Below are 22,959 nucleotides of genomic sequence, written 5' to 3' on the forward strand. Positions count from 1 at the left end.
AAGGGGGATTTTAAAGTTGGCATGAAAATCTCATGCCTAACCGTTATGCGACCCATCCTGTCGACCTGTAAACAACTTCCCACGCCAAAAAGAGCATAAGGGGGCTTCATGAGTTGTCTGATTTGCGCTGGACATGCTGATTCCGTCGAATGCCCGCTCGGGTGGGAAGAGCGACGCTGCTCGCAATGCGGGTGTTACAGAATGTCTCAATCACTCATTCTAGTGATGATGGAGGAGGGTCAGATTTTCGATACTGAGCGCATGCGGGCGTGGCTTGCCGCCCGCCGAGAGGAGGTATCCATACCCTCTATCGAACACCATCAGGCCATCTTGGTGAGTTGAACAGATGAACTGCCATGTGTTCGGCGTGCATGAGCGGCGGGGTTAGACTGATTTCGTTGTTGCATCAGGGCAATGCGCGGTGTAAACCACAGTGCTGACGCACTGGCGAAAGCGCTTCAGCGTGCATCTTTATCTCGTTTCTGGAAATAGTCCCCATGCAGCATCAATCTCCCGACGAAACCATTCGCGCCGCGCTGCAGAAGTCGCATGCCAGGCTGCGGCGGCAGCACGAACTGGTCGTCGAGTACGGCGTCATGTCACTGAAGTCGTCTAACCTGGATGCGCTGCTGACGCTGGCGTGCGATGTCGTGGCCAAGGGCATGGAGACGCCATTCGCCAAGGTGCTCACGCCCATAGCGGACAGCGACGAGTTTTTGCTGTCCCATGGTGTGGGTTGGGATGAAGCTGACATCGGGCATGCCACGGTGGGCGGGGACATCGCCAGCCCCGCAGGCTATGCCATTTCCACCTACCGGCCGGTGCTGTCCAACCACCTGGGCCAGGAGCAACGCTTCAGAACCCCCTCACTGCTTAAAAAATACGGCATCGAGCGTGCGATCAACGTACCCATTCGCGGGCCATCCGCCCCGTTCGGCGTGCTCGAAGCCGACAGCAGCAATGGCGAAGACTTCATCGAAAGCGACCTGGTGTTCCTGGAGGGCATCTCCAACGTCATCTCCATGGCGGTCGAGCGGATTTCTGCAAGCTCGGAGATGCATTCGTCCGACCCTTATTCGGAGAGCGTGCTCAACGCCAGCCCCGATTGCGTGAAGATCCTGTCCGCGAGCGGCGACATAGAATTCATGAACGATGCTGGCATGTGCCTGATGCACATCGGCGACCTGGCCCAGGTTCGCGGTGTGGCGTGGTCGCAGCTCTGGCCTGACGAATCCCGAAACCTGGTGCTGGAAGCGATCAGTAAAGTCACAGGCGGCGAGTCGACCCGGTTTGAGGCCTTTTGCCCAACCCAGCATCAGGAGCCGAAATGGTGGGACGTGACGGTAGCGCCCATTTTTGGCGAGCAAGGGGACTTTCAAAAGATGATCGCTGTTTCACGCGACATCACCGAGCGACGTCATCATGAAGCCCAGTTGCTGTCGTTGATCGACGCGCAGAACATCAAGCTGAGCAAAAGCGACCTGTACCTGGAAGAAATCCATCACCGGGTCAAAAACAGCCTGCACCTGGTCAACACGTTGCTGTTGCTGCAGGCAAACATGGCCCAGGATGAAGCGGTAAAGCTGCAGCTTGAGACGGCGGCGACTCGGGTGTTGACTATCGCCAGCGTGCATGAACGCCTTTATCAGAACGCCGAGGCCCAAGCCGTGCGGGCCTGTGACTACCTTGCGGCGTTATTGGGGGATTTGGGCAAAGCCTTGGCCGAGCGCAGAATCTTGCTCAACGCGGACACGTTCATCCTACCCGCCGAACGGATGGCGCCACTGGGTTTGGTGATTTCCGAACTCATCACCAACGCCTTGAAGTATGGCAAAGGCACGGTGGAAGTCAGCGTGAGTGGCCAAGGGGATCATGCGCTGATCACCGTAACCGACGAGGGCGAGGGTTTTCCGGAGTCCTACCCAAAACCAACGGGTACCGGCCTGGGTATGCGCTTGGTTAAAAGCTATTCGGGTTATGGCAACCAGGCGATCACGGTTGACCGTGCGCAAGCAAAAAGCACGATCCATGTGCGTTTCAAACTTTAGCCCCAGGGCAGTATTGCCACCCCGGGGCCAAAGGCATCAGCGGTCTTCATCCCGTTGCTGAGCATCCCCGTGGTCGGCCTGGCCACCCATGCGGCCCTTGTCGGCGGGGTCTTGGCGGTTGGCTTGGTCAGTGCCGGGCTGCCCACCTTGGCGCCCCGTGTCAGTTGAGCGGTCCCAGTCCTTGTTCATCTTGTCTTCAGGTTTCTGTCCTGGTTGCTGGCCGCCTTTCTGTTTGTCGGGCATGTCGCCCCCGGCACCCTGGCCGCCTTTCTGACCGGCATCGCCGGCACCGGTATTGGCGTTGCCGCCTTGGTTTGCACCCCAGTCTTGATTGTTCGCCATGACTGCATACCTCTGTTCACACACAGGAAGGTCTGTGTTCAGTTGTGACTTCGAGGCAATCTTGGCTGGTGCATTTATTGTTGGGGATTCTGACAAAACGCCTGAACAACCGCCGGCCCGGTATTTATGGCTCCAATAATCCTAAGCTTTTTGGGTTTAACCACATTCTTTGCATGAGCCAGCTTGAGTCTTTCCTATATGCAGACTAATACTAAAGAACTGCCGGAGAGGGCTGATTATGCACATGCGCTTCGTTGTGGTTCCCGCGGTACCTCGCCATAAAGAGATCTTCCCTCGGCGCATTGGTTTTCCCAGTGCCTTGGGGGAGGGCTATGACCTTTACGATACGCAAGAAAAGGTGCGCCTCAGCCTGAGCTTTTCGACGCGCGCCGAAGCCGAGTTCGAATGTGCGGCGCGTAATAGCTGCCAAGATCCCCAGCAAGCAAATTTCGCCTGAGCAAGGTGCTTGAGCAGATTGCCGACCCGTTGTCTACGCTATCTGCCAGGTAAGCGCCAATTCGGGGGGCACGCATGGCCCAGGCGGATGATGTGATCATTTGCGAGTACTGCGACGCCGTGTACCGGCGCACGCCATTGCACCGTCATCAAAGTGCCTGCTGCCAGCGCTGCGGCGGCGTGCTTTATCGCCACAACCCACTGAATGTGCAGCAGCGTCTGGCGTTGTGCATCACCGGCGGGGTACTGCTGGTCTTCGCCAACGCCTACCCGGTGATGACCATCAGCATGAGCGGCTTGAGCAATTCGGCCACCTTGTGGGATTCGGTGCAGATCCTCAGCCACGGCAGCATCACCTTCATCGCCCTGGTATTGGCGCTGTCGATCATCTTCGCCCCGGTGTTGCAGATTGCCCTGTTGTGCTGGGTGCTAGGGTTTGCCCTGGGCAGGCGCCGCGCGCCGGGCTTTGCCGCCTGCATGCGGGCGCTGGAGGGGTTGCGGCCCTGGAGCATGCTGGAGGTGTGCTTGCTGGGCGCCATGGTGGCGGTGATCAAGCTGGCGGGGCTGCTCGAGGTGATCCCGGGGATTGGGCTGATCGCGCTGGCGGCGTTGAGCGTGTTGATGATCTTCATTGCCGGCCGCGATATTCGCGACTTGTGGGTGCAGGTATGAGCGCCCCGGCGCTGGCCGACCAACTGCACCTGTGCCTGTGCCACGGCTGCGGCCAGGCCTGCGACCTGCGCCAAGGCCTGCACCAGTGCGACCGCTGCGGCGCGCCGCTGCACCGGCGCAAGGCCAACCCGATCGCCCGGGGCTGGGCATTTCTGTTTGCCGCGCTGATCTTCTACGTGCCGGCCAATGCGCTGCCGGTGATGCGCACCGAGATGCTCGGCCAGGGCAGCGACAGCACCATCGTTGGCGGGGTGCTGGAGTTCTGGGAGGCGGGCGCCTGGGACATCGCCCTGATCATCTTTATCGCCAGTATCGGTGTGCCGGGCATCAAGTTCGTGTCCCTTGGCCTGCTGCTGTTCACTGCCCAGCGCCGCAGCCAGTGGGCGCGCCGCCAGCGTTCGCAACTGTTTCGCTTCGTCGAGCTGATCGGCTACTGGTCGATGCTCGACGTCATGGTGGTGGCGTTGGTGGCCGCGCTGGTGCAACTGCGCGGGCTGGGCACCATCGAGCCGCGGCCTGGCATCCTGTTCTTCGGCCTGGTGGTGGTACTGACCATGCTCTCGGCCATGAGCTTCGACCCACGCCTGATCTGGGACGACCAACCACACCACGGGGAGCACCACGATGGCGCTGGAGACTGAGAACCCTGCTGGGCCCGGCCAGGCGCAGGTACGCACACGCCGCTTCAGTGTCTCGCTGGTGTGGATCGTGCCGATTTTGGCACTGCTGGTGGGCGCCTCGCTGGTGGTGCGCAATTGGATGGAACAGGGGCCAGTGATCTCGATTTCCTTTCGCAGCGGCGAGGGGCTGGTGGCGCACAAGACCCAGGTGCGCTACCGCAGCGTGGTGATCGGCGAAGTCACCTCGGTGGAGCTGGCGGCGGACCACAAAAGCGTGGTGGCCAAGGTGGAGCTGTCGAAAGAGGCGGAGTCGTTTGCCACCGAAAGCGCCCGCTACTGGGTGGTGCGCCCGCGTATCGGCGCCGGTGGCATATCTGGGGTCGACACCTTGCTGTCGGGCAGTTTCATCGGCGCCGATGCCGGCGAGTCGAAAAAGCCCGCGAAGACCTTCGTCGGCCTGGAATCACCGCCGGCCATCACCTATGGCGAGAAGGGCAAGCGCTTCGTGCTCAGCGCCAATGACCTCGGCTCCCTGGATATCGGCTCATCGATCTATTTTCGCCGGATCCCGGTGGGCGAGGTGGTGTCCTACGCGCTGCAGCCCGATGGCAGGGGCGTGGACATCGACGTTTTCGTGCAGGCCCCCTACGACGCCTTCGTCACCCTCGATACGCGGTTCTGGAACGCCAGCGGCATCGACATGCAGATTGGCGCCAACGGGCTGAAGGTCGAGACGCAGTCGTTGTCGTCGATCCTTATGGGCGGCTTGGCCTTCGGCACGCCCGAATATGCCGTTGCAGCCGAGCCCGCCGCCGACCAGCAGGCGTTCGAGCTGTTCGCCGACCGCGATGCGGCCCTCGCACCGCCAACGGGCAGCCCGCAGTACTTGCGCCTGCGCTTCGACCAGTCGATGCGCGGGCTGACGGTGGGCGCGCCGGTGGAGTTCAAAGGGGTTGAATTTGGCAGGGTGACGTCGATTACGTTGGATTACGACCCGAAGAAACAGATCTTCCCTGTGGTGGTCGATGCGGCGATCTACCCGAAACGCCTGGGGCCGGTGCACCAGAAAATGCTCAAGGTGTTCAAGCACACCGAAGGCGACGCCGCCGGTGCCCGGCAACTGATCGGCACGTTCGTCGAGCACGGCCTGCGTGCCCAGGCGCGCAGTGGCAACCTGATCACCGGGCAGATGTACATCTCGCTGGACTTCTACCCCGAGGCGCCGAAGGTCGCCTTCGACATGAGCGCCGACCCGATCGTCATCCCCACCGTGCCCGGCAGCCTGGAAAAACTCCAGGAGCAGTTGCAGGGTGTGGTCGAGCGCATCGGCAAGCTGCCGCTCGAAAGCATTGCCGGAAATCTAGACGGCACGCTGCGCGAACTGCGCAGCGCGGCCAAGCGCGTCGATGGGCAAACCCTGCCTGGGCTGACGACCACACTGGATGAACTGCAGAAAACCCTGCGCACGGCCAATTCAGCGATCTCCGAGAACTCGCCGCAGCGGGAAAAACTCGGTGACACGCTGCAGGAGCTGGAGCGTATGTCCCGTTCGCTGAGGGACCTGGCGGATTACCTCGGCCGTCATCCCGAATCGCTCATTCGCGGCCGGCCAAAAGCGGCAGGCGCGGACGACGTGCAACCCTGACCACGCCCAAGGAGTGAGAGCCGATGCGCACGTTGCCTACCCTGTTGCTGGCCACGCTGGTGGTGCTGACCGCGGGCTGTCGCAGCGCGCCCAATAACTACCACACGTTGGTCGCTGCGCAGCCCAGCCACGCGGCGGGCGAGAAGATCCTGGTCGAGCGGGTCAGCATGCCGCCGCAGGTGGACCGCCCGCAGTTGGTGATCCGCCAGGGCACGAGCAGCTTGGTAATCCTGGAAACCGAGTGGTGGGGCGCCAACCTGGTCGATGAGTTCCGCAGCGCCTTGCAGGACCAGCTAGGCGGGCCGGTCGGCGGCACGCCCCGCGCCCTGCTTAGGGTGGATGTGCAGCGCTTTGACTCGGTCCCTGGCCAGTACGCACTGCTGGAGGCGGTGTGGCGGCTGAAGCGCCCTGGGCAGGACGAGATGACCTGCCGCACCTCCGTGCAGACCCCCGCGCAAAACAGCGTCGGCAGCCTGGTCGGCGCCCAGCAGGCCAACCTGCAGAAGCTCGCCAGCGCCGTGCGTGCCAGTGTGTCGGGTTGCCCTAGATCTTAGGCTTTGTTGCGCAATTTCTAAACATTGACGCACGTGGGAGCGGGCTTGCCCCGCGAACACCGGCGAAGCCGGTGCCATACACCGCGTAGCCCCATTCGCGGGGCAAGCCCGCTCCCACAAAACGTTTCGTACAGAGCCTAAACAGGCGGCGTTCAGCGCAGCCGCAATACGCGGTCCAGTGACAGCGCGCCAGCGCCCTTGGCCACCAGCAACAGCAGCAGGCCCGCCCAGGACAGGTGCGTAGGCCAGGCGTCCGGGTAGACGAACACCTCGATCACCGTGGTCATGCCCAGCAGGGCCAGCGCCGAAAGCCGCGTAAACAGGCCAAGCACCAGCAGCAGCGGGAACAGGTGCTCGGCATAGGTCGCCAGGTGGGCCGCGAGCCAGGGTGAGACCAGTGGCAGCGCATACTCGCTCTGGAACAACTCATAGGTACTGGGCGTGATGCTCAGAAGGCCCTCGACCTTGGTCCGGCCAGACATGAAAAACACCGAGGCGATACCCAGGCGCGCGACCAGGCACAGCACGGTGTCGTTGAGCAGTAATTGCAGGCGTTCGGCCAGGCTGTTCCAGCGTTGGCGCAGGCTGATTGCCGGGGCAGTGGGGCGCAGGGTGTCCATGGCCATTCCTTCATCCGAATGAGAGTGGGCGAAAGACCCGGGCTTGCATCAGTCGGCCGAGCAGGTCGCCGAAGTCCAGGTCGGGTTGGCGTTGCTGGGCGCATTGCGAAGCGGTTTCCAGCGTATGGCCTGCCGCGCAGGCATCCAGAAAGGCGCAACCACCGGCTTCCAGTGGCTGATGGCTGACGCCGTCGAGGCCGCCGCTGAGCAGCACGCCTTCGGCCACCCACGGTTGCGCGCCCGACCACGGCAGGCCTTCACGGCTGCAGCGCCACAGGCTGAGCACCGGGTGCGGATCGAACCACTGCCAGCGCACGCTCTGGCGTGGGGCCAGGTAGCTGTGCATCAAGTCGCTGGCGGTCATGCCAGCCAAGTCGGTGAGCGCCAGGCAAGGGTCTTCGGTAGCGCTGAACGCTTCACTCCAGTAGAAGTCCAGGCGTGCCACATCGGCCAGGTAGGGCAGCCCATGGCTAGCCTGCAACTGTTCCAGAAACGCCGCAAAGCCCGCACCGTAGTGGATCAGCCGGGCATCGTCCGGGGGGGACTGCTGGGCGTAGGCGGTCGCGGCCTCCTGCATCCAATCGGCGCCGACCAAGGTCTCGACGCTGGGGAAGTTGGCCCGCAGCGCGTCGACGCAACTGGCCAGCACGGTATTGCGGTAGACCGCGAACGCCGCTTGCCCGATCAGGCTTTGCAGCGCCGGGGCAGGGCGCTGGTAGAGCGCGTCGATGAAGGCGTCCTGGAACTGGCCGAGGGGCAGGTTCATGGCAAGTCTCCTGCAGACGTGAGGGTGGTTTGGGCGATGGCGTGTTCGGCAAGCAAGTCATCGAACGCTGGCAGGTTACCGTCGCGCTCGATCAGCGTCGGGCGTGGGCCGATTCGTGCGATCAAGCGGCGGAACAGCGCCCATACAGGTTCGGCAATCGCGGCATCGTGGGAGTCGATCAGCAGCGCGCCCTGCGCGTCGTGGCTGTGCCCGGCCAGGTGTACTTCACTGATGGCCTGGGCAGGGAAGCGGTCGAGATAGGCTGCGGCGTCGAAACCCAGGTTGTGGGCACTGACATGCACGTTGTTGACGTCCAGCAGCAGGGTGCACCCAGTGCGGCGCACCAGTTCGTAGAGAAAATCGATCTCGTCCCACTCATGCCCTTGCAACTGCAGGTAGTGGCTGGGGTTTTCCAGGGCGATTGACCGCCCCAGTGCATCCTGAGTGCGCAGGATATTGTCGCTGATGCGCGCTAGCGCTTCGCTGCTGCGGGGAAACGGCAGCAGGTCGGGGTGGTACTGGCCGCGCCAGGTGGACCAGGCCAGGTGCTCGGACACCAGCGCCGGCTTTACCTGGTCGAGCAGCGTGCGCAAGCGGCGCAGGTGGGTGGCGTCCGGCTCGGCGTCCGCTGCCAGTGACAGCGACACGCCATGCAGCGACAGCGGATGGCGCTCGGCCATGCGCTGCAGCCAGGCCAGGCGCGGGCCGCCGACCATGTAGTTTTCCGGATGGACCTCGTACCACAGGCCTTCGGCGTTGCACGCCAGGGCCTGGGCATAGTGCTCGGCTTTGAGCCCTAGCCCAGCGCCCAGGAGTAAGTTCCGGTTCATGGTCGGCGGCCTCTGCTCAGGACTTGATCGGGGTCAGCGACCCCATGCCGTTGGGGGTCTTGATCGACGTGCAGGTACCGGCCGGGACGTTCTTCCAGTGCATGCCGTCGTAGTCCTTTTTCGCGCTGCCGGCGCAGGTGGTGCCAGCGCCGGCCTTGCAATCGTTTTTGCCGGCCATGGCGACGCCGTAGCATTTTTCCATGGCGGTACCCGTGCCGGCGGTGGTGCCGGCGAAGGCGACACTGGCCATTGAAGCGAGGGCCAGGGCGGCGGTGGCGAGGGCGAGGGTTTTCATGAGAGTGTCTCCAGAGGATGGGGCCAGGGTGTTGTACCGAAGGCTCATTGAGTAGTTCGCGGCGATCGCTGCCCGGGTTACAGGCCGACGAAAATTTTTTTCCAGTGGCTGTGGCTCATCTAAGGTTCGATAAAAGAAACCTTCCGACGGTGTAACCCTGGCGCCCAATGCAACGAACTAACCCACAGGACCTCCTCGCCGCTCGCGAGACGCAGTTGCAGGGTTTGCTGCTGCGCGGGCTGGCGGGTGATGCGCAGGCTTACCGCGAATTTCTCGCGGCACTGGCGCTGCACGTGCGGGGTTTTCTCAAGCGGCGGCTGCAACAGCGCCCTGCCGAGGTCGAAGACCTGTTGCAGGAAGTGTTGCTGGCCGTGCATAACGCGCGGCAAACCTATCAGCCGCAACAGCCGCTGACGGCCTGGGTGCAGGCGATTGCCCGCTACAAGCTGGCGGATTACCTACGCCGCTACGCGCATCACGATGCGCTGCACGACCTGCTGGACGACGACAGTGACCTGTTCGCCGCCAGCGACGAAGCGCCAGCCCAGGCCAGCCGAGACCTGGGTAAACTGCTGGGGCAGTTGCCGGAGCGCCAGCGGTTGCCGATCGTCCACGTCAAGCTTGAGGGCCTGTCGGTGGAGGAAACCGCGCGTATCACCGGGCTCTCCAGTTCGGCGGTCAAGGTAGGCATACACCGTGGGCTCAAGGCCTTGGCCAGGCTGATTCGAGGCAGTGAAGACGATGAAAACCGATGAACTGATTACCCTGCTGGCCGCTGGCGAAGGGCCGGTGGACCGCCATGCCCTGGCGCGGCGCCTGGCCCAGGCGTTGCTCGCGGGCCTGCTCGCCGCAGTACTGATGACAGTGGCCCTCTATGGCGTGCGCAGCGACCTTGCCGACGTGGCGCGCACGCCGTTGTTCTGGGCCAAGCTGGCCTTGCCTGGCAGCCTCGCGCTGCTTGCGCTATGGCTCACGCAACGTTTGGCCCGGCCGGGTGTGAAGGGCGGGCTGGCTTGGGGGCTGCTGGGGCTGCCGTTGCTGCTGGTCTGGGTGGGTGCGGCGATCAGCTTGTCGGGCGCCCCGGTCGAGGCCCGTGCCGAGTTGATCTTCGGCCGTACCTGGCGCACCTGCGCGTTGAATATCTCGCTGCTGAGCGTGCCGGTGTTCATCGCTGTGTTCTGGGCAGTGCGTGGCCTGGCCCCAACACGGTTGCGACAGGCCGGCGCCGCCGCAGGGCTACTCGCCGGTTCGACTGCGACCTTGGCGTATTGCCTGCACTGCCCGGAAATGCAGGTGCCGTTCTGGGGGACCTGGTACCTGTTGGGCATGCTGGTCCCCACGTTGGTGGGGGCGTTGGCAGGGTCCCGGTTGTTGCGCTGGTGAGAGGCAGCGAAAACGCTAAAGCCCACGCGAATGTGTTAACAAATCGGCTGTTCTTCGCGAAAACGATAACGGTCAGAACAATCGAAGGGACTCTGTGATCCCCTGTTGCGAGATTTAGTCGCGCGTCATCTGCACGAAACGTACAGGCGTTGATGACCTGTCACTCAGATCAGAATGTAATCGCTACGCTGCACAATGCCGTAATGCTCACCCTCAACCAGGTGCACATAGCGCCCTTCTAGCAGATCAATCGGTATGCAATCGTCGACATCGAGCACCGCGTCGGTATGGGGTTTCAACCAACCTGCCGCCATACGCTGCTTCCCCAGTTGCTTGGCGGCGGCTTTGTCAGTAGCAGCCACTAGCAGGTAACGGTGAGCTTCACCAAACACCTGCCGCTCGTAACCCCCCAGGTTCAGGAAGAACAGGCGCATGGCCCCTGGCGGTGGCGCTGCCTGGCTGAACGCGATGCGATACCCGTCCACTCCGTGCACTTCCAGCCAGGAGTCGATGTGCAACCCTTTGGGGCTGCCGAACCAGGCGTTGCGCAAGAGGGGGTAGGTTTGCTCCAGCGAGTCGGCCTGGGCAAATACCACATCGTGAACTTCGATGCTGGCGCGGGGGTGGCGTCCGCCGAGCATGACGACGTAGAGCATGGAATAACCTGTGGTTTGACAGTGACAATGACCAGCATGCGTGGCGTCTGCCCGATCAGCAAGTCCATCTGACTTCAGATTCCTTTCAGATTCACGCCGGATACTCCCCTCATCGAATCCCACGGGGGGCGTTTCATGAACCCGCATCAATGGAGCAGCCTGCTGCCGCTACGTATCGGCAGCCACGCCGACCACCATGCCCAACTGTCCCTGCACCTGGAGCCTGATGCAGGGCGTCGTGACCTTGAGCACTTCATTCACCAGTGTTTTCTGAGCGTGCATCACGCCGATGTGCACCATTACCTGCCTGAACTCCTGGCGTTGTATGACAGCCATGGGCGGATGATTGCCGCCGCAGGCATGCGCCCGGCCAGCAGTGGTGCGCTGTTTCTCGAGCGATACCTGGACGAGCCATTGGAGGCGTCGGTTTCCCGCGTGGCCGGCTACCCGCTAGCGCGGGAGAGCATGGTCGAGGTGGGCAATCTGGCCTCGCTGAGCGCTGGCAGTGCACGCATCATGATCATTGCCGTGACCTGGCTGCTGGCCACGCGCGGTTTGCAATGGGTGGCATTCACGGGGGCGGCCACGCTGATCAACAGCTTCCAGCGCCTGGGGCTGATGCCTACGGTGCTAGCTGCGGCCGACCCTGAGCGGTTGGGCGAGCAGATGGACCATTGGGGAACCTATTACGACCAGCATCCGCAGGTGTTCGCCGGCAACATCGGGCTCGGTTTCGAGGCGCTGAGCAAGGCTGGCGTGTTTGAGCGCCTGGGGCTGCCATCGATCATCGAGGAGACCGGCCATGCCGCATGAGCTGGAGTACTTCCGTCAGTTGCTGTTCAAGTATGCAAGTGAACAGGAGCGGGCCGTAGCCGTGCAAGGTGTAGCAGGGCGCTTCACCTTCCGGCAACTGCTGGCTGAAGTCGAAGCACGGGCCCATACCTTGCGTGCGCAATCGGGAGGCCCCTTGGTATTGGCCCTGGATAACGGCCCCGAACTGCTGTTCTGGGACTTGGCGGCGTTGTTTGCCGAGCGCCCTTGCGTGATCGTCCCTGGGTTCTTCAGTGCTGCACAATTCAGGCATTGTATCGAGCAAAGCGGCGCCAGCCATGTGCTGTGCGAGGCGCAGTGGATAGATACGCTCGTCGAGTTGGGGTTTGTCCAGCAGGACGCGTTTTGGGCCCGGCCTGTCGGTGGGGAGGTGGCGCTGCCCAGCGGTACCGCCAAGATCACCTACACCTCTGGCAGCACGGGCCAACCCAAAGGCGTTTGCCTGGGTGCCGATGCCATGCTGCGCGTGGCCCGGGAACTTGAAGCCGCCAGCCGGCCGAGCGCCCCCCAGCGCTATCTGGCGGTACTGCCGTTTGGCGTGCTGCTGGAAAACCTTGGCGTGTACGCCGCCCTGATCGCAGGGGCATGCGTGCAACTCTATCCCCAGGTGCAATTGGGCATGGGGGGCGCGAGCCAGGTCGACTTCAAGCGCTTGCTGAGTGCCATTGCGTTGAGTGGCGCCCAAAGCCTGATTCTGGTGCCGCAGCTGTTAATGGGGCTGATTACCGCGATCGAGCGCGGCCTGATGCGGGTGGGGCCGCTGCGCTTCGTCGCCGTCGGGGGCGCGCGGGTTTCGCCCAGCCTGCTGGCGAGGGCCGAAGCGATCGGCTTACCGGTGTTCGAGGGCTATGGCCTGTCCGAGTGTGCTTCGGTGGTGGCGTTGAACCGCCCCGGCGCCCAGCGCCTCGGCAGTGTCGGCAAGCCACTGCCCCATGTGCAGGTGCGCATCGCCGACGACGGTGAGGTGCTGGTGGCAGGTTCGCTCCTGCTCGGCTACCTGGGCGAAGCCCCTGTGTCCACGCCATGGTGGGCCACCGGTGACCTCGGCTATGTCGATCAGGACGGCTACCTGTACCTGAACGGGCGCAAGAAGCACCAGTTCATCACCAGTTTCGGGCGCAACGTCAACCCTGAGTGGGTGGAGGCCGAACTGACCCAAAGTGGCGTCATCGCCCAGGCGTTCGTGCACGGCGAGGGCATGCCGCGCAATGTGGCACTGCTCTGGCCACTGGATCCCAGTACCCCTGATGCCACGATCGAACAGGCCGTGCAGCACAGCAATGCGTCACTGCCTGACTACGCCCGGGTTCATGCCTGGCGACGCTTACCCAGCCCCCTCAGCTGCGCTGATGGCACCCTGACCGCCAATGGCCGCCCACGGCGCGAGGCCATTTTGCAGCACTACCAAGGCTTGTTATCCGACATCCCATTGTGAGGTTCGCCATGTCCTTTTTCGACACGCTGCAATTGCAAACCACCGACGAGCGCCAGGCACTGTTCAGTGTGCCGGTGATCCGTGAAGCCTTGGCCGGCCAGGTCAGCCTGGACAGCTACGTCGCCTTCCTGACCCAGGCGTATCACCATGTGCGTCACACCGTGCCACTGATGATGGCGTGCGGCGCACGCTTGCCATCACGCCTGGAGTGGCTGCGCGGCGCCGTGTGCGAGTACATCGAGGAGGAGTACGGCCACGAGCAGTGGATTCTCAACGATATCGATGCCTGTGAGGGTAACTGGCAAGCGGTGCGTGACGGCCGACCGGCAATGGCGATCGAATTGATGGTCGCCTACCTCTACGACCTGATCGCCCGCGGCAACCCGGTCGGGTTGTTTGGCATGGTCAATGTGCTTGAAGGCACCAGCATTGCCTTGGCGACTCATGCCGCCGGCAGCATCCAGCGCACCCTGGCGCTGCCGGACAAGGCGTTCAGCTACCTCAGTTCGCACGGTGCGCTGGACCAGGACCATATGGTGACCTACAAGCGCCTGATGGACCGCCTGGACACTGCTGACGATCAGCAGGCGGTGGTCCACGCCGCCAAGGTGGTGTACCGCCTGTACACCGAGATGTTCCAGGGGTTGCCGCGTGGCAGCCAGCTGGGCCAGCAAGAGGTGCGCCATGCGCTTGTCTGAATCCGTGGTAGTGCTGACCGGCGCCAGCGGCGGCATTGGCCTGCAATTGGCCGAGCAGTTGTGCGCAGCCGGTGCCCGGGTACTGGCGGTGAGCCGGCAGATGGGCAAGCTCGCCAGCCTGATGAACCGCTACCCTGACAGGCTGCGCTGGCAGTCGGCCGACTTGCGTACCCCAGACGGCCGTGAACAGGTGCTCGCCCGTGCCCGGGACATGGGCGGTGTCAACGTGCTGATCAACGCCGCCGGCGTCAATCGCTTTGCCTTGCTCGACCAACTCGACGAGCAGGCCCTCGACGAACTGCTGGACATCAACATCAAGGCGGCCTTGCAGCTCACGCGTGTCTGCCTGCCACTGCTGCGTGCGCAACCCAAGGCGCTGGTGGTCAATGTCGGCTCGACCTACGGTTCTATCGGCTACCCGGGTTATGCCACTTACTGCGCCAGCAAATTTGCCCTGCGTGGGTTCTCCGAGGCACTGCGCCGCGAACTGGCCGATACCTCGGTGAACGTGCTGTACGCGGCCCCCAGGGCGACCCGCACGGCGATGAACAGCAGTGCAGCCATGGCGCTCAACGAAGCGCTGAAGGTCGGCATGGACGACCCCGCCGATGTGGCCCGCGCCGTCCTGCAGGCGGTTCAGTCCGAGCGCAGCGAGCTCTACCTCGGCTGGCCAGAAAAGCTCTTCGTGCGCATCAACGGCATGCTGCCCGGCGTGGTGGACCGCACTCTGCGCAAGCAACTGCCGGTCATTCGTCGCTACATCGGTAGCCATTCCAAGGAGTCGCTCAAATGAAACGTCTGTTCGTTGTCGGGCTGCTGGCCTTCACACCCCTGACCTGGGCGCTGGACCAGGCGGGCACGCAGCAATTGGCCGCGCTGCAGCAACGCTGGGCGCAGATCCAGTATCAGACGCCCAAGGACAAGCGCGCGGATGCCTTCGAAAAACTGTCGACCGACGCCTCGGCCTTGGTCCACCAGCACCCAGGGTCGGCCGAACCCTTGATCTGGGACGGCATCATCAACAGCAGTTGGGCCGGGGCCATCGGCGGCCTCAGTGCGCTGGGCAAGGTCAAGGCCGCCAAGGCGAGCCTCGAGCAGGCGATGGCAATGGACCCCACCGCCTTGCAAGGTTCCGCTTACACCAGCCTGGGGACCTTGTACGACCAGGTACCCGGCTGGCCCATCGGCTTCGGCGACAGCGACAAGGCTGACGCCTTGCTGCGCAAGGCGCTGCAGATCAACCCCAACGGCATCGACAGCAATTACTTCTGGGCCGATCATCTTTACCGGCAAAAACGCTATGCCGAAGCCACCGCGGCCCTTCAGAAAGCGCGACAGGCGCCGCCTCGGCCGGGGCGTGAACTGGCCGACCAGGGCCGGCGTGGCGATATCGATGCTTTACTCAAAGCCATCAAGGACAAACAGGACTGAACATGCGGCTGCTGCTGGTTGAGGACGACACCGCACTGGGCGAGGGGATTTGCGACGGCTTGCGCCAAGAGGGCTACACCCTCGACTGGTTGCGCGATGGCGTGAGCGGGCTGCATGCCCTGCAGCACGAGGCATTTGACCTGGCCATCCTCGACCTGGGCCTGCCGCGCTTGGACGGCATCGAGTTGCTGCGCCGGCTCAGGGCGGGGGGCAAGAGCCTGCCAGTGCTGGTGCTCACCGCCCGTGATGCCACCGAGGACCGCATCGTCGGGCTGGATGCTGGCGCCGACGACTACCTGGTCAAGCCGTTCGACCTCAACGAACTCAAGGCCCGCCTGCGCGCGCTGCTCAGGCGCAGCGCCGGGCGGGCCAAAGTGCTCATCGAGCACGCCGGAGTGACCCTTGACCCCAGCACTCAGCAGGTCCACTACAACGGCCTGCCCGTGGTCTTGACGCCCAAGGAGTACCGGTTGCTGCACGAGTTGCTGGCGCAGCCGGGCAAGGTGTTCACCCGTGAGCGCCTGACCCAGTTGCTGTACGGCTGGGACGAGGAACCGGAGAGCAATACCCTGGAGGTGAACATCTACCAACTGCGCAAAAAACTGTTCAACGGCCTGATCCGCACCGTTCGCGGCATCGGCTATCTGGTCGAGGGCAAGGTATGAGCTCACTGCGTCAACGCACGCTGTGGCGGGTGATGGTGCTGATGTTGCTCGGTACAGGGCTGCTGGCGCTGTACAACTACCATGACAGCCGGCGCGAGATCAACGAGGTCTACGATGCCCACCTGGCGCAGAATGCACGGCTGCTACAGGGGGTGATGAGCTTGCCGGTGCAGGAGGGCAACCGCGAGCAACTGTATCGCGCGTTCAACGAGGCACTGAGCAAGGCCGGGCGCCACCGGGTTGGGCACCCTTATGAAAGCAAACTGGCGTTCCAGGTCTGGGGGGACGGGGCAGGGCTGCTGGTGCACACGCCCAGTGCACCGACACTCGACCCACCGCCCACGGCGCCGGGTTTTTATGATTTTTCCAGTGAGGGCGAGCAATGGCGCGGTTTCGTTCTGCCAGTGCCGGAAAAGCACTGGATGATCTGGGTGGGCGAGCGCGATGATGTGCGCTTCGACCTGATCGACCGCATCGTGCGCCATACGTTGTTCCCGTTCCTGTTGGGCAGCCTGGGCTTGGCGTTGTTGGTCTGGGCCGCCATTGGCTGGGGCCTGCGCCCGTTGCAGAACATGGCCAATGTCATTCGCGCACGGCATGCCGACTCGCTCGAACCCCTGCAACTGGTGCCGCTGCCGTCGGAGCTGGAACCCATGCAGGCCGCCATCAACCGCCTGTTGGCGCACATCGAGGACCTGCTGCGCCGTGAACACCGGTTCATTGCCGATGCGGCCCATGAAATGCGCACGCCGCTGGCCATCCTGCGCCTGCATGCGCAGAACGCCCAGGCCGCCAATACCGATGCCGAGCGGCAGAAAGCCTTGGGCTACCTGATTGGCGGCGTCGACCGCCTGACCCGGGTGGTCAACCAGTTGCTGACCCTGGCCCGGGTCGAACCGCGCCTCGGTCAGCGTGCCACCACCGAGGTCGATCTGGGCGAGGTCGTCACCGATATCCTGGCAGAGCTCACCCCCTGGATACTGGACCGCGGCCTTGAGCCATCGCTGGAGATTGGCGAGGGTGATCTTCACCTGGCGATCGATGCCGGCGCGTTGGGTATCGCATTGCAGAACTTGGTCTCCAACGCGGTCGAGCACTCGCCACCCGGCGGGCGTATCACGGTTTCACTCAAGCGCTTGGGCAGTCGTTTCGAGCTGACTGTCGACGACGATGGGCCGGGCATCGACAAGGCCAGCCTCACCCGTGTGTTCGAGCGATTCTACAGCCGCAATAGCCCGAATGGGGCAGGGCTCGGGCTCTCGATCGTGGCCACCATCATCGAGCGGATGGGCGGGCAGGTACGCCTGGACAATCGCGCCAACGGCGGGTTGGCCGCAACGTTGTCACTGCCCTTGCGGTGAGCGGGCGCTTCAGCCTGGGGTATTGATCCTTCGCTGATCATCAGGCGTACACCCTTGGTGTTGCCCCCTGGCCTAAGCCGGTCTCGGGTCTTAATCATCGCGCCACGCGCGCCGGCCCAAAGCAGCCTGCAACCCCCTCCAAGGCAGCGTACCGAGCGGTGTGCCTGCTTCTGATAATCGCCTCCAACACCGAGCCCACGTTTTTGGAGCGCGTCATGCACAACAACAATAAGAAACTATCGCCTCGTATCCTGACGGCTGTCATCGCCAGCCTTTCAACTCTGGGCCTGAGCGGCGTCGCCGAGGCCGAGATCATGCTGTACGACAAGGACCAGACCACGTTTTCCACCGACGGCTACATCAATGCCTTTTACGTCAACAGTGATGTCGACCGGGCGGGCGATCAATTCGACCGCCGCCAGTCACGGGTGAAGATGGGTTTTTTGCCCAACTACCTGGGCTTCAACATGGGTAAACAGGTGGATGACCTGAAGCTCGGGGCGCGTGCCTCGTTCTGGGTGACCATCAACGACAGCGAAACCAACGGCACCGACACCGCCATCGACGTGCGTCAGTTCTACGGCACCGTGGCCAACCCCGAGTGGGGCGAGGTGCTGATCGGCAAGGACTTCGGGCTGTTTGCGCGTTCCAACATTCTGCTGGACGAGCTGCTTGCCGGTTACGGCCAGGTCAGTGACAGCCTGGGGCTGGTGGACGGCGGCGGGGTATCGTTCGGCAACATCGGCAGCGGTTACCCGTACCCGTTCCCCACCTCGCAGATCACCTACCGCACACCGGTGATGGAGGGCCTGCGGGTGGCGGTGGGCATCATGGACCCGGTGGACACCAACGACAGTAGCCCGACCGGCAAGGCGTATCAGGAAAACCCCCGCACCGAGAGCGAGATCACCTACCAGTTCGACCTTGCCGGCGCCAAGATCTACAGCTGGATCAATGGCAGCTACCAGACCTCGGACAACACCGACTCGACGGTCAAGTCGATCACCTCCAAAGGTGTCGGCTATGGCGTGCAGGCGAAGATGGGCGGGCTGTCGCTCACCGGCTCCGGCTTCCAGGCCAAGGGTATCAACCCGTTCTTCACTAACAACGCCGGCGAGCCGACCCTGCGCAATGTCGACAGCGACGGTTACCTGCTGCAAGGGTCGTACAAAGTTGGTAAAAACCGCCTGGCGTTGTCCTACGGCAAGACCAAGGACGATGGCAACGGTGTGGTGGGCAGTGGCGCGGATTACGAGACGCGGGGTGTGGCGCTGTTTCATGACGTCAACGACAACCTCACGTTGGTGGCCGAGTACAACCAGTTTTCCATTGATGGGCATGACACCAGCGACCAGAACGAAGACACCGATACCCTTGCACTGGGGGCGGTGCTGACCTGGTAGACCGCTGGGGCCGCGAAGCGGCCCCAGCAATTGCACGTGCAACCCATCCTCCCATGGAACCGCCTACCCGCTACCCAAGTAGCATTCGCCCTCCGGGACGTCCTCCGTACACTCAACCTTCAGACAACCCGCGCCGGAGACCACGATGCAGCAGGCCCAGAACGACGGTGTGGTCAGCGCCATGTCCCAGGCAACCGATGCGCGGCTTGCAGCCCAGGACCTGGCGCGGCAGCTGCTGCACCCGCACCTGGGGTTCGTGCTGTTCTTCTGTTCTGCCGAATACGACCTGCAGGAACTGGGCGAGGCCTTGGAACAGGGTTTCGGCGGCATTCGCCTGGTGGGCTGCACCAGTGCCGGCGAAATCACCCCGCTAGGCTACGGCCGTAATTGCGTGACGGCGCTGGGGTTCGATCATCGGCAGTTTTCCATCGCCACCGAACTGATCGATGAAATGGAACGCTTCAGCCTGATCGACGCCCAGCAGATGGTCGAACGGCTGGTCGGCACCTGCCGCAGCAATACCCTCGCGCCGATCAAAGGCCACAGCTTTGCCCTGACCCTGCTCGACGGCTTGTCCAGCCGTGAGGAGATGTTCCTTGGCGCCCTGAGCGCGGCATTGGGGGACATTCCGCATTTCGGCGGGTCGGCCGGCGACGACAACTACCTGACCCGTACCCATGTGTACTTCGGCGGGGCGTTCCACAGCGGCGCGGCGGTAGTGGTGCTGGTCAATACCTGGCTCGACTTTGAAGTGTTCACCACGCACCACATCCTGCCGCGTGATGAAAAGCTGGTGGTGACCGGCGCCGACAGTGCTCAGCGGCGGGTCTTCGAACTCAATGCCGAACCCGCTGCCGAGGAATACGCCCGGCACATCGGCGTGCCGGTGGCCGAGCTCGATCACCGGGTATTCGCTGCCCACCCGTTGGCGGTGCGAATTCACGATCAGTATTACGTCCGGGCAATCCAGCAGGTGCACCCGGACCTGAGCCTGAGTTTCTACTGTGCGGTGGAAAACGGCATCGTGCTCACGGCCATGACACCGGGCCCGCTGTTGCCAAAGCTGCACACCCTGTTCGACGGGCTGCACCAGCGCCTGGGCCCCTTGCTGCTGACCATTGGCTGCGACTGTTTCCTGCGGCGCCTGGAACTGGAAGCCCACGACGGCCTCGAGCAGGTCGGCGCGTTCTTGCGCGAGCAGCGGGTGATGGGCTTCAACACCTATGGAGAACAGTTCAATGGCATGCATATCAACCAGACCTTCACCGGGGTCGCCATTGCCCGCAACCGGCCACCCGTCAGCCGCTGAACTGCAGGCCGAGGTCGTTCGGCTGCAGCACGAGAACCGCAAGCTGCAGCGCATCAACACTGCGCTGATCGAACGCGTCGAGTCGGGCGTGACCCGCGGCAACGACCCCTACGCGGCATTCCAGCACTCGGTGGTGCTGGCTGAGCAGGTCCGCGAACGCACCGACGCCCTCAACCAGGCCATGGCCGAGCTCAAGGCCGGTAACCACCTGCTCAGTGAAGCGCGGTTGCGGGCCGAGACCGCCCACCAACACTTGATCGACGCCATCGAAAGCATCTCCGACGCCTTCGTGCTGTTCGACCAGAACCAGCGCATCGTGCTGTGCAACAGCCGTTTCAAGGCGTTCTGGGCCAACAGCCGGGTGCGGATCATCGCCGGCATGCGCTTGGCCGAGGTCAAGCAACTGATGACCGCCAGCGGGGTGTTCACCGAAGAGCCCCGCGGGCCGGCCGATGAGCACCTGCTGTACCGCCTGCAGAACGGGCGCTGGCTGCAAGTCAGCGAACGGCCTACTTGCGAAGGCGGGCGGGTGTTCCTGTTCACCGACATCACCGAGGTCAAGCTCAGCGAGACCTTGCGCCGCGAGCAGGCGGTGGCGCAGAAATCGCAACTGATTCGCCTGATCACCGACCATGTTCCGGCGCTGATCGCCTACTTGAATGCCGACCTGGTCTACGAGTTCACCAACAAGGTGTATGAGCAGTGGTACTGCTGGCCCCGCGGCGTGATGCTGGGCCAGAGCCTGCGCGAAGCCCACAGCGAATCGCATTACCAACGCCTGGAAGCCTACGTGGCGCGCGCGCTGGCGGGGGAGAGCGTGACCTTCGAGTTTGCCGAAAACAACATCAACGGCCAGGAGCGCTACATGCTGCGCTCCTACGTCCCTAACCGCCTGGCCAATGGCGAAGTGGTGGGGATTTTCGTGTTGATCCGCGACATTACCGAGCGGCGCAAGAGCGCCGAGGCGCTGCACCAGGCTTACCAGAACCTTGAGCAACGGGTGCGCGAGCGCACCGCCGAGCTGACCAGCCTCAACGACCAGTTGCTGCGCGAGATCGATGAGCGCAGCCGGGCCGAATCACGGTTGCGCGAGGCCAAGCGCGAGGCCGAGCAGGCCAACCTGTCGAAGACCAAATTTCTCGCTGCGGTCAGCCATGACCTGCTGCAACCCCTGAACGCGGCGCGGCTGTTCACCAGCGCGTTGCTCGAACGCCGCGAGCCGCACCAGAGCGTTCAACTGGTGCGCAACGTCAGTAATTCCCTGGAGGACGTGGAAAACCTGTTAGGCACCCTGGTGGATATTTCCAAGCTTGACGCCGGGGTGATCAAGGCCGATATCGCCCCCTTCGCCCTCAGCGAACTGATGGACAATTTGGCCGCCGAATACGCCCAGGTGGCGCGCAGCGAAGGGCTGGAATTGCACTTCGTGGGCTGTTCGGCCTTGGTGCACAGTGACATCCAGCTGTTGGCGCGGATCCTGCGCAACCTGCTCAGCAATGCCATCCGCTACACCCGCAGCGGCCGCGTGGTGCTGGGCTGTCGGCGCCAGCGCCGGGGCCTGTGGATCGAAGTCTGGGACAGCGGGATCGGCATCGCCGAAGAGCGCCTGGACGAGATGTTCCAGGAGTTCAAACGGGGCGATGTACAGCGCCCGGACCAAGACCGTGGCTTGGGCCTGGGCCTGGCAATCGTGGAAAAGATCGCGGGCATTCTCGGCCATCGGATTCGGGTGCGTTCCTGGCTCGGCAAAGGCTCGGTGTTCGCCGTCGAAGTGCCGCTGAGCGCAACCGCGCCCAAGGCCCCGCCGAGCCTGGCCATCAGCGAGCCGATGCTCGAACGCCTGCGCGGTGCGCGGGTGTGGGTGCTGGATAACGATGCGGCGATCTGTGCCGGCATGCGCACCCTGCTGGAAGGGTGGGGTTGCCGGGTGGTCACTGCGCTGTCGGAGGAAGACCTGGCGCGGCAGGTGGACAACTACCACGCCGAAGCCGACCTGTTGATCGCCGACTACCACCTGGACAACGACTGCAATGGTGTCGATGCCGTGGCGCGGATCAGTGCCCGCCGCGCCGTGCCGATTCCGGCATTGATGATCACCGCCAACTACAGCAACGAACTCAAGCAACAGATCCGCGAGCGGGGCCACACCCTGATGCACAAGCCGGTGCGGCCAATGAAACTCAAGGCTGCGATGAGCCATTTGCTGGCCAACAGCCCCGGTCAGCCGCTTTAACGGCGCAGGTAGTCGCCGAAGTCGATATCGCCAGCACTGAGGATGGCCTGCACCCGGTTGTGCACGTTGAGTTTGCGCAAGATCGCCGAAACGTGGGCCTTGACCGTGGTTTCAGCGATGTCCAGGGTGTAGGCGATCTGCTTGTTCGACTCGCCTTTGGTCATGCGCTCGAGCACCAGCAACTGCTTGCGGGTCAGGGCCTGGAGCATCTCGGGTGGGAAGCTCGGGGTATCGCTCTGGCGCCGGCTAGTGCTGCTTTTGTTGGCGCGAATGATGTCGGGTGGCAGGTAGACATTGCCGGTGAGGATCTGCTCGATTGCTTCGATCATCTGCGAACGTGGCGAGGACTTGGTGATGAACCCCACGGCGCCATAGGTGATGGCCTGCAGCACGATTTGTTTTTCCTGCTCGGCCGAGACGATCACCACCGGTGTGGTCGGAGCCTCGTTGCGCAGGGTGATCAGGCCATTGAGGCCGTGCATGCCGGGCATGTTCAGGTCGAGCAGGATCAGGTCGAGGTCGTCATGTTCCAGGGTCAGCGCCAGGGCGCTGTCCAGGTCGGCAGTCTCCATGACTTCGCTGCCTGGGAAGCCATCGCTGATGACGTTGTGGATGGCTTCGCGAAACAGTGGGTGATCGTCGGCAATCAGAATTTTGTACATGGCCTTTTCACCTCGTTTTTATTGGATGGGGCGCGCACGCGTTT

The 22,959-nt window shown here is 63.2% G+C and carries 25 protein-coding genes; 18 read left to right on the forward strand and 7 right to left on the reverse strand.

What is annotated here, in order from left to right:
* The first annotated feature begins 497 nt into the window (after window positions 1-497).
* Window positions 498-2,048, forward strand: coding sequence for a sensor histidine kinase (locus D886_RS0124495; RefSeq protein WP_027596410.1), 1,551 nt, complete (start codon window positions 498-500; stop codon window positions 2,046-2,048).
* Between the two features lie 36 nt (window positions 2,049-2,084).
* Here the strand turns inward: D886_RS0124495 and D886_RS0124500 are convergent, their stop codons facing one another.
* The gene (locus D886_RS0124500) at window positions 2,085-2,390 is read right to left on the reverse strand and encodes a hypothetical protein (RefSeq protein WP_027596411.1); all 306 of its coding nucleotides are present in this window, start codon (window positions 2,388-2,390) and stop codon (window positions 2,085-2,087) included.
* A 232-nt stretch (window positions 2,391-2,622) separates the two neighbouring features.
* On the opposite strand from D886_RS0124500, the gene D886_RS0124505 reads away from it, so the two are divergent.
* From D886_RS0124505 to D886_RS0124525, 5 genes are all read left to right on the forward strand, one after another.
* A complete protein-coding gene (locus D886_RS0124505) occupies window positions 2,623-2,847 on the forward strand; it encodes a hypothetical protein (RefSeq protein WP_027596412.1) in 225 nt (74 codons plus the stop codon).
* Between the two features lie 74 nt (window positions 2,848-2,921).
* On the forward strand, window positions 2,922-3,518 hold the full coding sequence (locus D886_RS0124510) for a paraquat-inducible protein A (protein ID WP_027596413.1): 597 nt from the start codon (window positions 2,922-2,924) through the stop codon (window positions 3,516-3,518).
* Complete coding sequence (locus D886_RS0124515; RefSeq protein WP_027596414.1) at window positions 3,515-4,159, forward strand: paraquat-inducible protein A; 645 nt, start codon at window positions 3,515-3,517, stop codon at window positions 4,157-4,159. Before D886_RS0124510 ends, D886_RS0124515 begins: the two co-directional genes overlap by 4 nt.
* On the forward strand, window positions 4,143-5,783 hold the full coding sequence (locus tag D886_RS0124520; protein ID WP_027596415.1) for an intermembrane transport protein PqiB: 1,641 nt from the start codon (window positions 4,143-4,145) through the stop codon (window positions 5,781-5,783). The genes D886_RS0124515 and D886_RS0124520 overlap by 17 nt, the downstream gene beginning before the upstream one ends.
* Window positions 5,784-5,806: 23 nt before the next feature.
* Window positions 5,807-6,337 carry a membrane integrity-associated transporter subunit PqiC gene (locus D886_RS0124525; protein ID WP_027596416.1) on the forward strand — a complete coding sequence of 177 codons (531 nt, stop codon included), beginning with the start codon at window positions 5,807-5,809 and terminating at the stop codon, window positions 6,335-6,337.
* A gap of 152 nt (window positions 6,338-6,489) precedes the next feature.
* Here the strand turns inward: D886_RS0124525 and D886_RS0124530 are convergent, their stop codons facing one another.
* Genes D886_RS0124530 through D886_RS0124545 form a run of 4 tightly spaced genes read right to left on the reverse strand, consistent with a single transcriptional unit; the run spans window position 6,490 to window position 8,848 of the window.
* Window positions 6,490-6,957: a DoxX family protein gene (locus tag D886_RS0124530; protein ID WP_027596417.1), complete on the reverse strand. Its 468-nt coding sequence runs from the start codon at window positions 6,955-6,957 to the stop codon at window positions 6,490-6,492.
* Between the two features lie 10 nt (window positions 6,958-6,967).
* Window positions 6,968-7,723 carry a DNA-binding domain-containing protein gene (locus D886_RS0124535; RefSeq protein ID WP_027596418.1) on the reverse strand — a complete coding sequence of 252 codons (756 nt, stop codon included), beginning with the start codon at window positions 7,721-7,723 and terminating at the stop codon, window positions 6,968-6,970.
* On the reverse strand, window positions 7,720-8,553 hold the full coding sequence (locus D886_RS0124540) for a DUF692 domain-containing protein (RefSeq protein WP_027596419.1): 834 nt from the start codon (window positions 8,551-8,553) through the stop codon (window positions 7,720-7,722). The genes D886_RS0124535 and D886_RS0124540 overlap by 4 nt, the downstream gene beginning before the upstream one ends.
* A gap of 16 nt (window positions 8,554-8,569) precedes the next feature.
* Window positions 8,570-8,848: a DUF2282 domain-containing protein gene (locus D886_RS0124545; RefSeq protein ID WP_027596420.1), complete on the reverse strand. Its 279-nt coding sequence runs from the start codon at window positions 8,846-8,848 to the stop codon at window positions 8,570-8,572.
* 167 nt (window positions 8,849-9,015) lie between these two features.
* Here D886_RS0124545 and D886_RS0124550 point away from each other — a divergent pair, with 167 nt between their 5' ends.
* Together D886_RS0124550 and D886_RS0124555 are read left to right on the forward strand one after the other, a co-directional pair.
* Window positions 9,016-9,603, forward strand: coding sequence for a sigma-70 family RNA polymerase sigma factor (locus D886_RS0124550; RefSeq protein ID WP_027596421.1), 588 nt, complete (start codon window positions 9,016-9,018; stop codon window positions 9,601-9,603).
* On the forward strand, window positions 9,590-10,231 hold the full coding sequence (locus D886_RS0124555; RefSeq protein ID WP_027596422.1) for a DUF1109 domain-containing protein: 642 nt from the start codon (window positions 9,590-9,592) through the stop codon (window positions 10,229-10,231). Before D886_RS0124550 ends, D886_RS0124555 begins: the two co-directional genes overlap by 14 nt.
* Window positions 10,232-10,395: 164 nt before the next feature.
* Here D886_RS0124555 and D886_RS0124560 read toward each other — a convergent pair whose 3' ends face one another.
* The gene (locus D886_RS0124560) at window positions 10,396-10,887 is read right to left on the reverse strand and encodes a DUF1543 domain-containing protein (RefSeq protein WP_027596423.1); all 492 of its coding nucleotides are present in this window, start codon (window positions 10,885-10,887) and stop codon (window positions 10,396-10,398) included.
* 135 nt (window positions 10,888-11,022) lie between these two features.
* Between D886_RS0124560 and D886_RS0124565 the strand changes: the two genes are divergently transcribed.
* The 10 genes from D886_RS0124565 (at window position 11,023) to D886_RS0124610 (ending at window position 22,253) form a co-directional block, all read left to right on the forward strand.
* Window positions 11,023-11,700: a thermostable hemolysin gene (locus tag D886_RS0124565; RefSeq protein WP_027596424.1), complete on the forward strand. Its 678-nt coding sequence runs from the start codon at window positions 11,023-11,025 to the stop codon at window positions 11,698-11,700.
* Complete coding sequence (locus D886_RS0124570) at window positions 11,690-13,153, forward strand: AMP-binding protein (RefSeq protein WP_027596425.1); 1,464 nt, start codon at window positions 11,690-11,692, stop codon at window positions 13,151-13,153. Before D886_RS0124565 ends, D886_RS0124570 begins: the two co-directional genes overlap by 11 nt.
* A gap of 8 nt (window positions 13,154-13,161) precedes the next feature.
* Window positions 13,162-13,851: a TenA family transcriptional regulator gene (locus D886_RS0124575; protein WP_027596426.1), complete on the forward strand. Its 690-nt coding sequence runs from the start codon at window positions 13,162-13,164 to the stop codon at window positions 13,849-13,851.
* Window positions 13,838-14,644, forward strand: a complete 807-nt coding sequence (locus D886_RS0124580) for an SDR family oxidoreductase (RefSeq protein ID WP_027596427.1) — start codon at window positions 13,838-13,840, stop codon at window positions 14,642-14,644. Before D886_RS0124575 ends, D886_RS0124580 begins: the two co-directional genes overlap by 14 nt.
* Window positions 14,641-15,282, forward strand: coding sequence for a tetratricopeptide repeat protein (locus D886_RS0124585; RefSeq protein WP_027596428.1), 642 nt, complete (start codon window positions 14,641-14,643; stop codon window positions 15,280-15,282). Before D886_RS0124580 ends, D886_RS0124585 begins: the two co-directional genes overlap by 4 nt.
* A gap of 2 nt (window positions 15,283-15,284) precedes the next feature.
* Complete coding sequence (locus tag D886_RS0124590; protein ID WP_027596429.1) at window positions 15,285-15,947, forward strand: response regulator; 663 nt, start codon at window positions 15,285-15,287, stop codon at window positions 15,945-15,947.
* Window positions 15,944-17,308, forward strand: a complete 1,365-nt coding sequence (locus D886_RS0124595; RefSeq protein WP_027596430.1) for an ATP-binding protein — start codon at window positions 15,944-15,946, stop codon at window positions 17,306-17,308. The genes D886_RS0124590 and D886_RS0124595 overlap by 4 nt, the downstream gene beginning before the upstream one ends.
* Before the next feature lie 215 nt (window positions 17,309-17,523).
* Window positions 17,524-18,711, forward strand: coding sequence for a porin (locus tag D886_RS0124600; RefSeq protein ID WP_027596431.1), 1,188 nt, complete (start codon window positions 17,524-17,526; stop codon window positions 18,709-18,711).
* Window positions 18,712-18,856: 145 nt separating this feature from the next.
* Complete coding sequence (gene nosP, locus D886_RS0124605) at window positions 18,857-20,020, forward strand: nitric oxide-sensing protein NosP (RefSeq protein ID WP_027596432.1); 1,164 nt, start codon at window positions 18,857-18,859, stop codon at window positions 20,018-20,020.
* Window positions 19,950-22,253, forward strand: a complete 2,304-nt coding sequence (locus tag D886_RS0124610) for a PAS domain-containing hybrid sensor histidine kinase/response regulator (RefSeq protein WP_050580788.1) — start codon at window positions 19,950-19,952, stop codon at window positions 22,251-22,253. Before nosP ends, D886_RS0124610 begins: the two co-directional genes overlap by 71 nt.
* Here D886_RS0124610 and D886_RS0124615 read toward each other — a convergent pair.
* On the reverse strand, window positions 22,250-22,915 hold the full coding sequence (locus D886_RS0124615; RefSeq protein ID WP_027596434.1) for a response regulator transcription factor: 666 nt from the start codon (window positions 22,913-22,915) through the stop codon (window positions 22,250-22,252). The genes D886_RS0124610 and D886_RS0124615 overlap by 4 nt on opposite strands.
* Between the last annotated feature and the right edge of the window lie 44 nt (window positions 22,916-22,959).

It is taken from the genome of Pseudomonas sp. LAIL14HWK12:I7, assembly GCF_000483465.1.
Taxonomy (GTDB): domain Bacteria; phylum Pseudomonadota; class Gammaproteobacteria; order Pseudomonadales; family Pseudomonadaceae; genus Aquipseudomonas; species Aquipseudomonas kermanshahensis.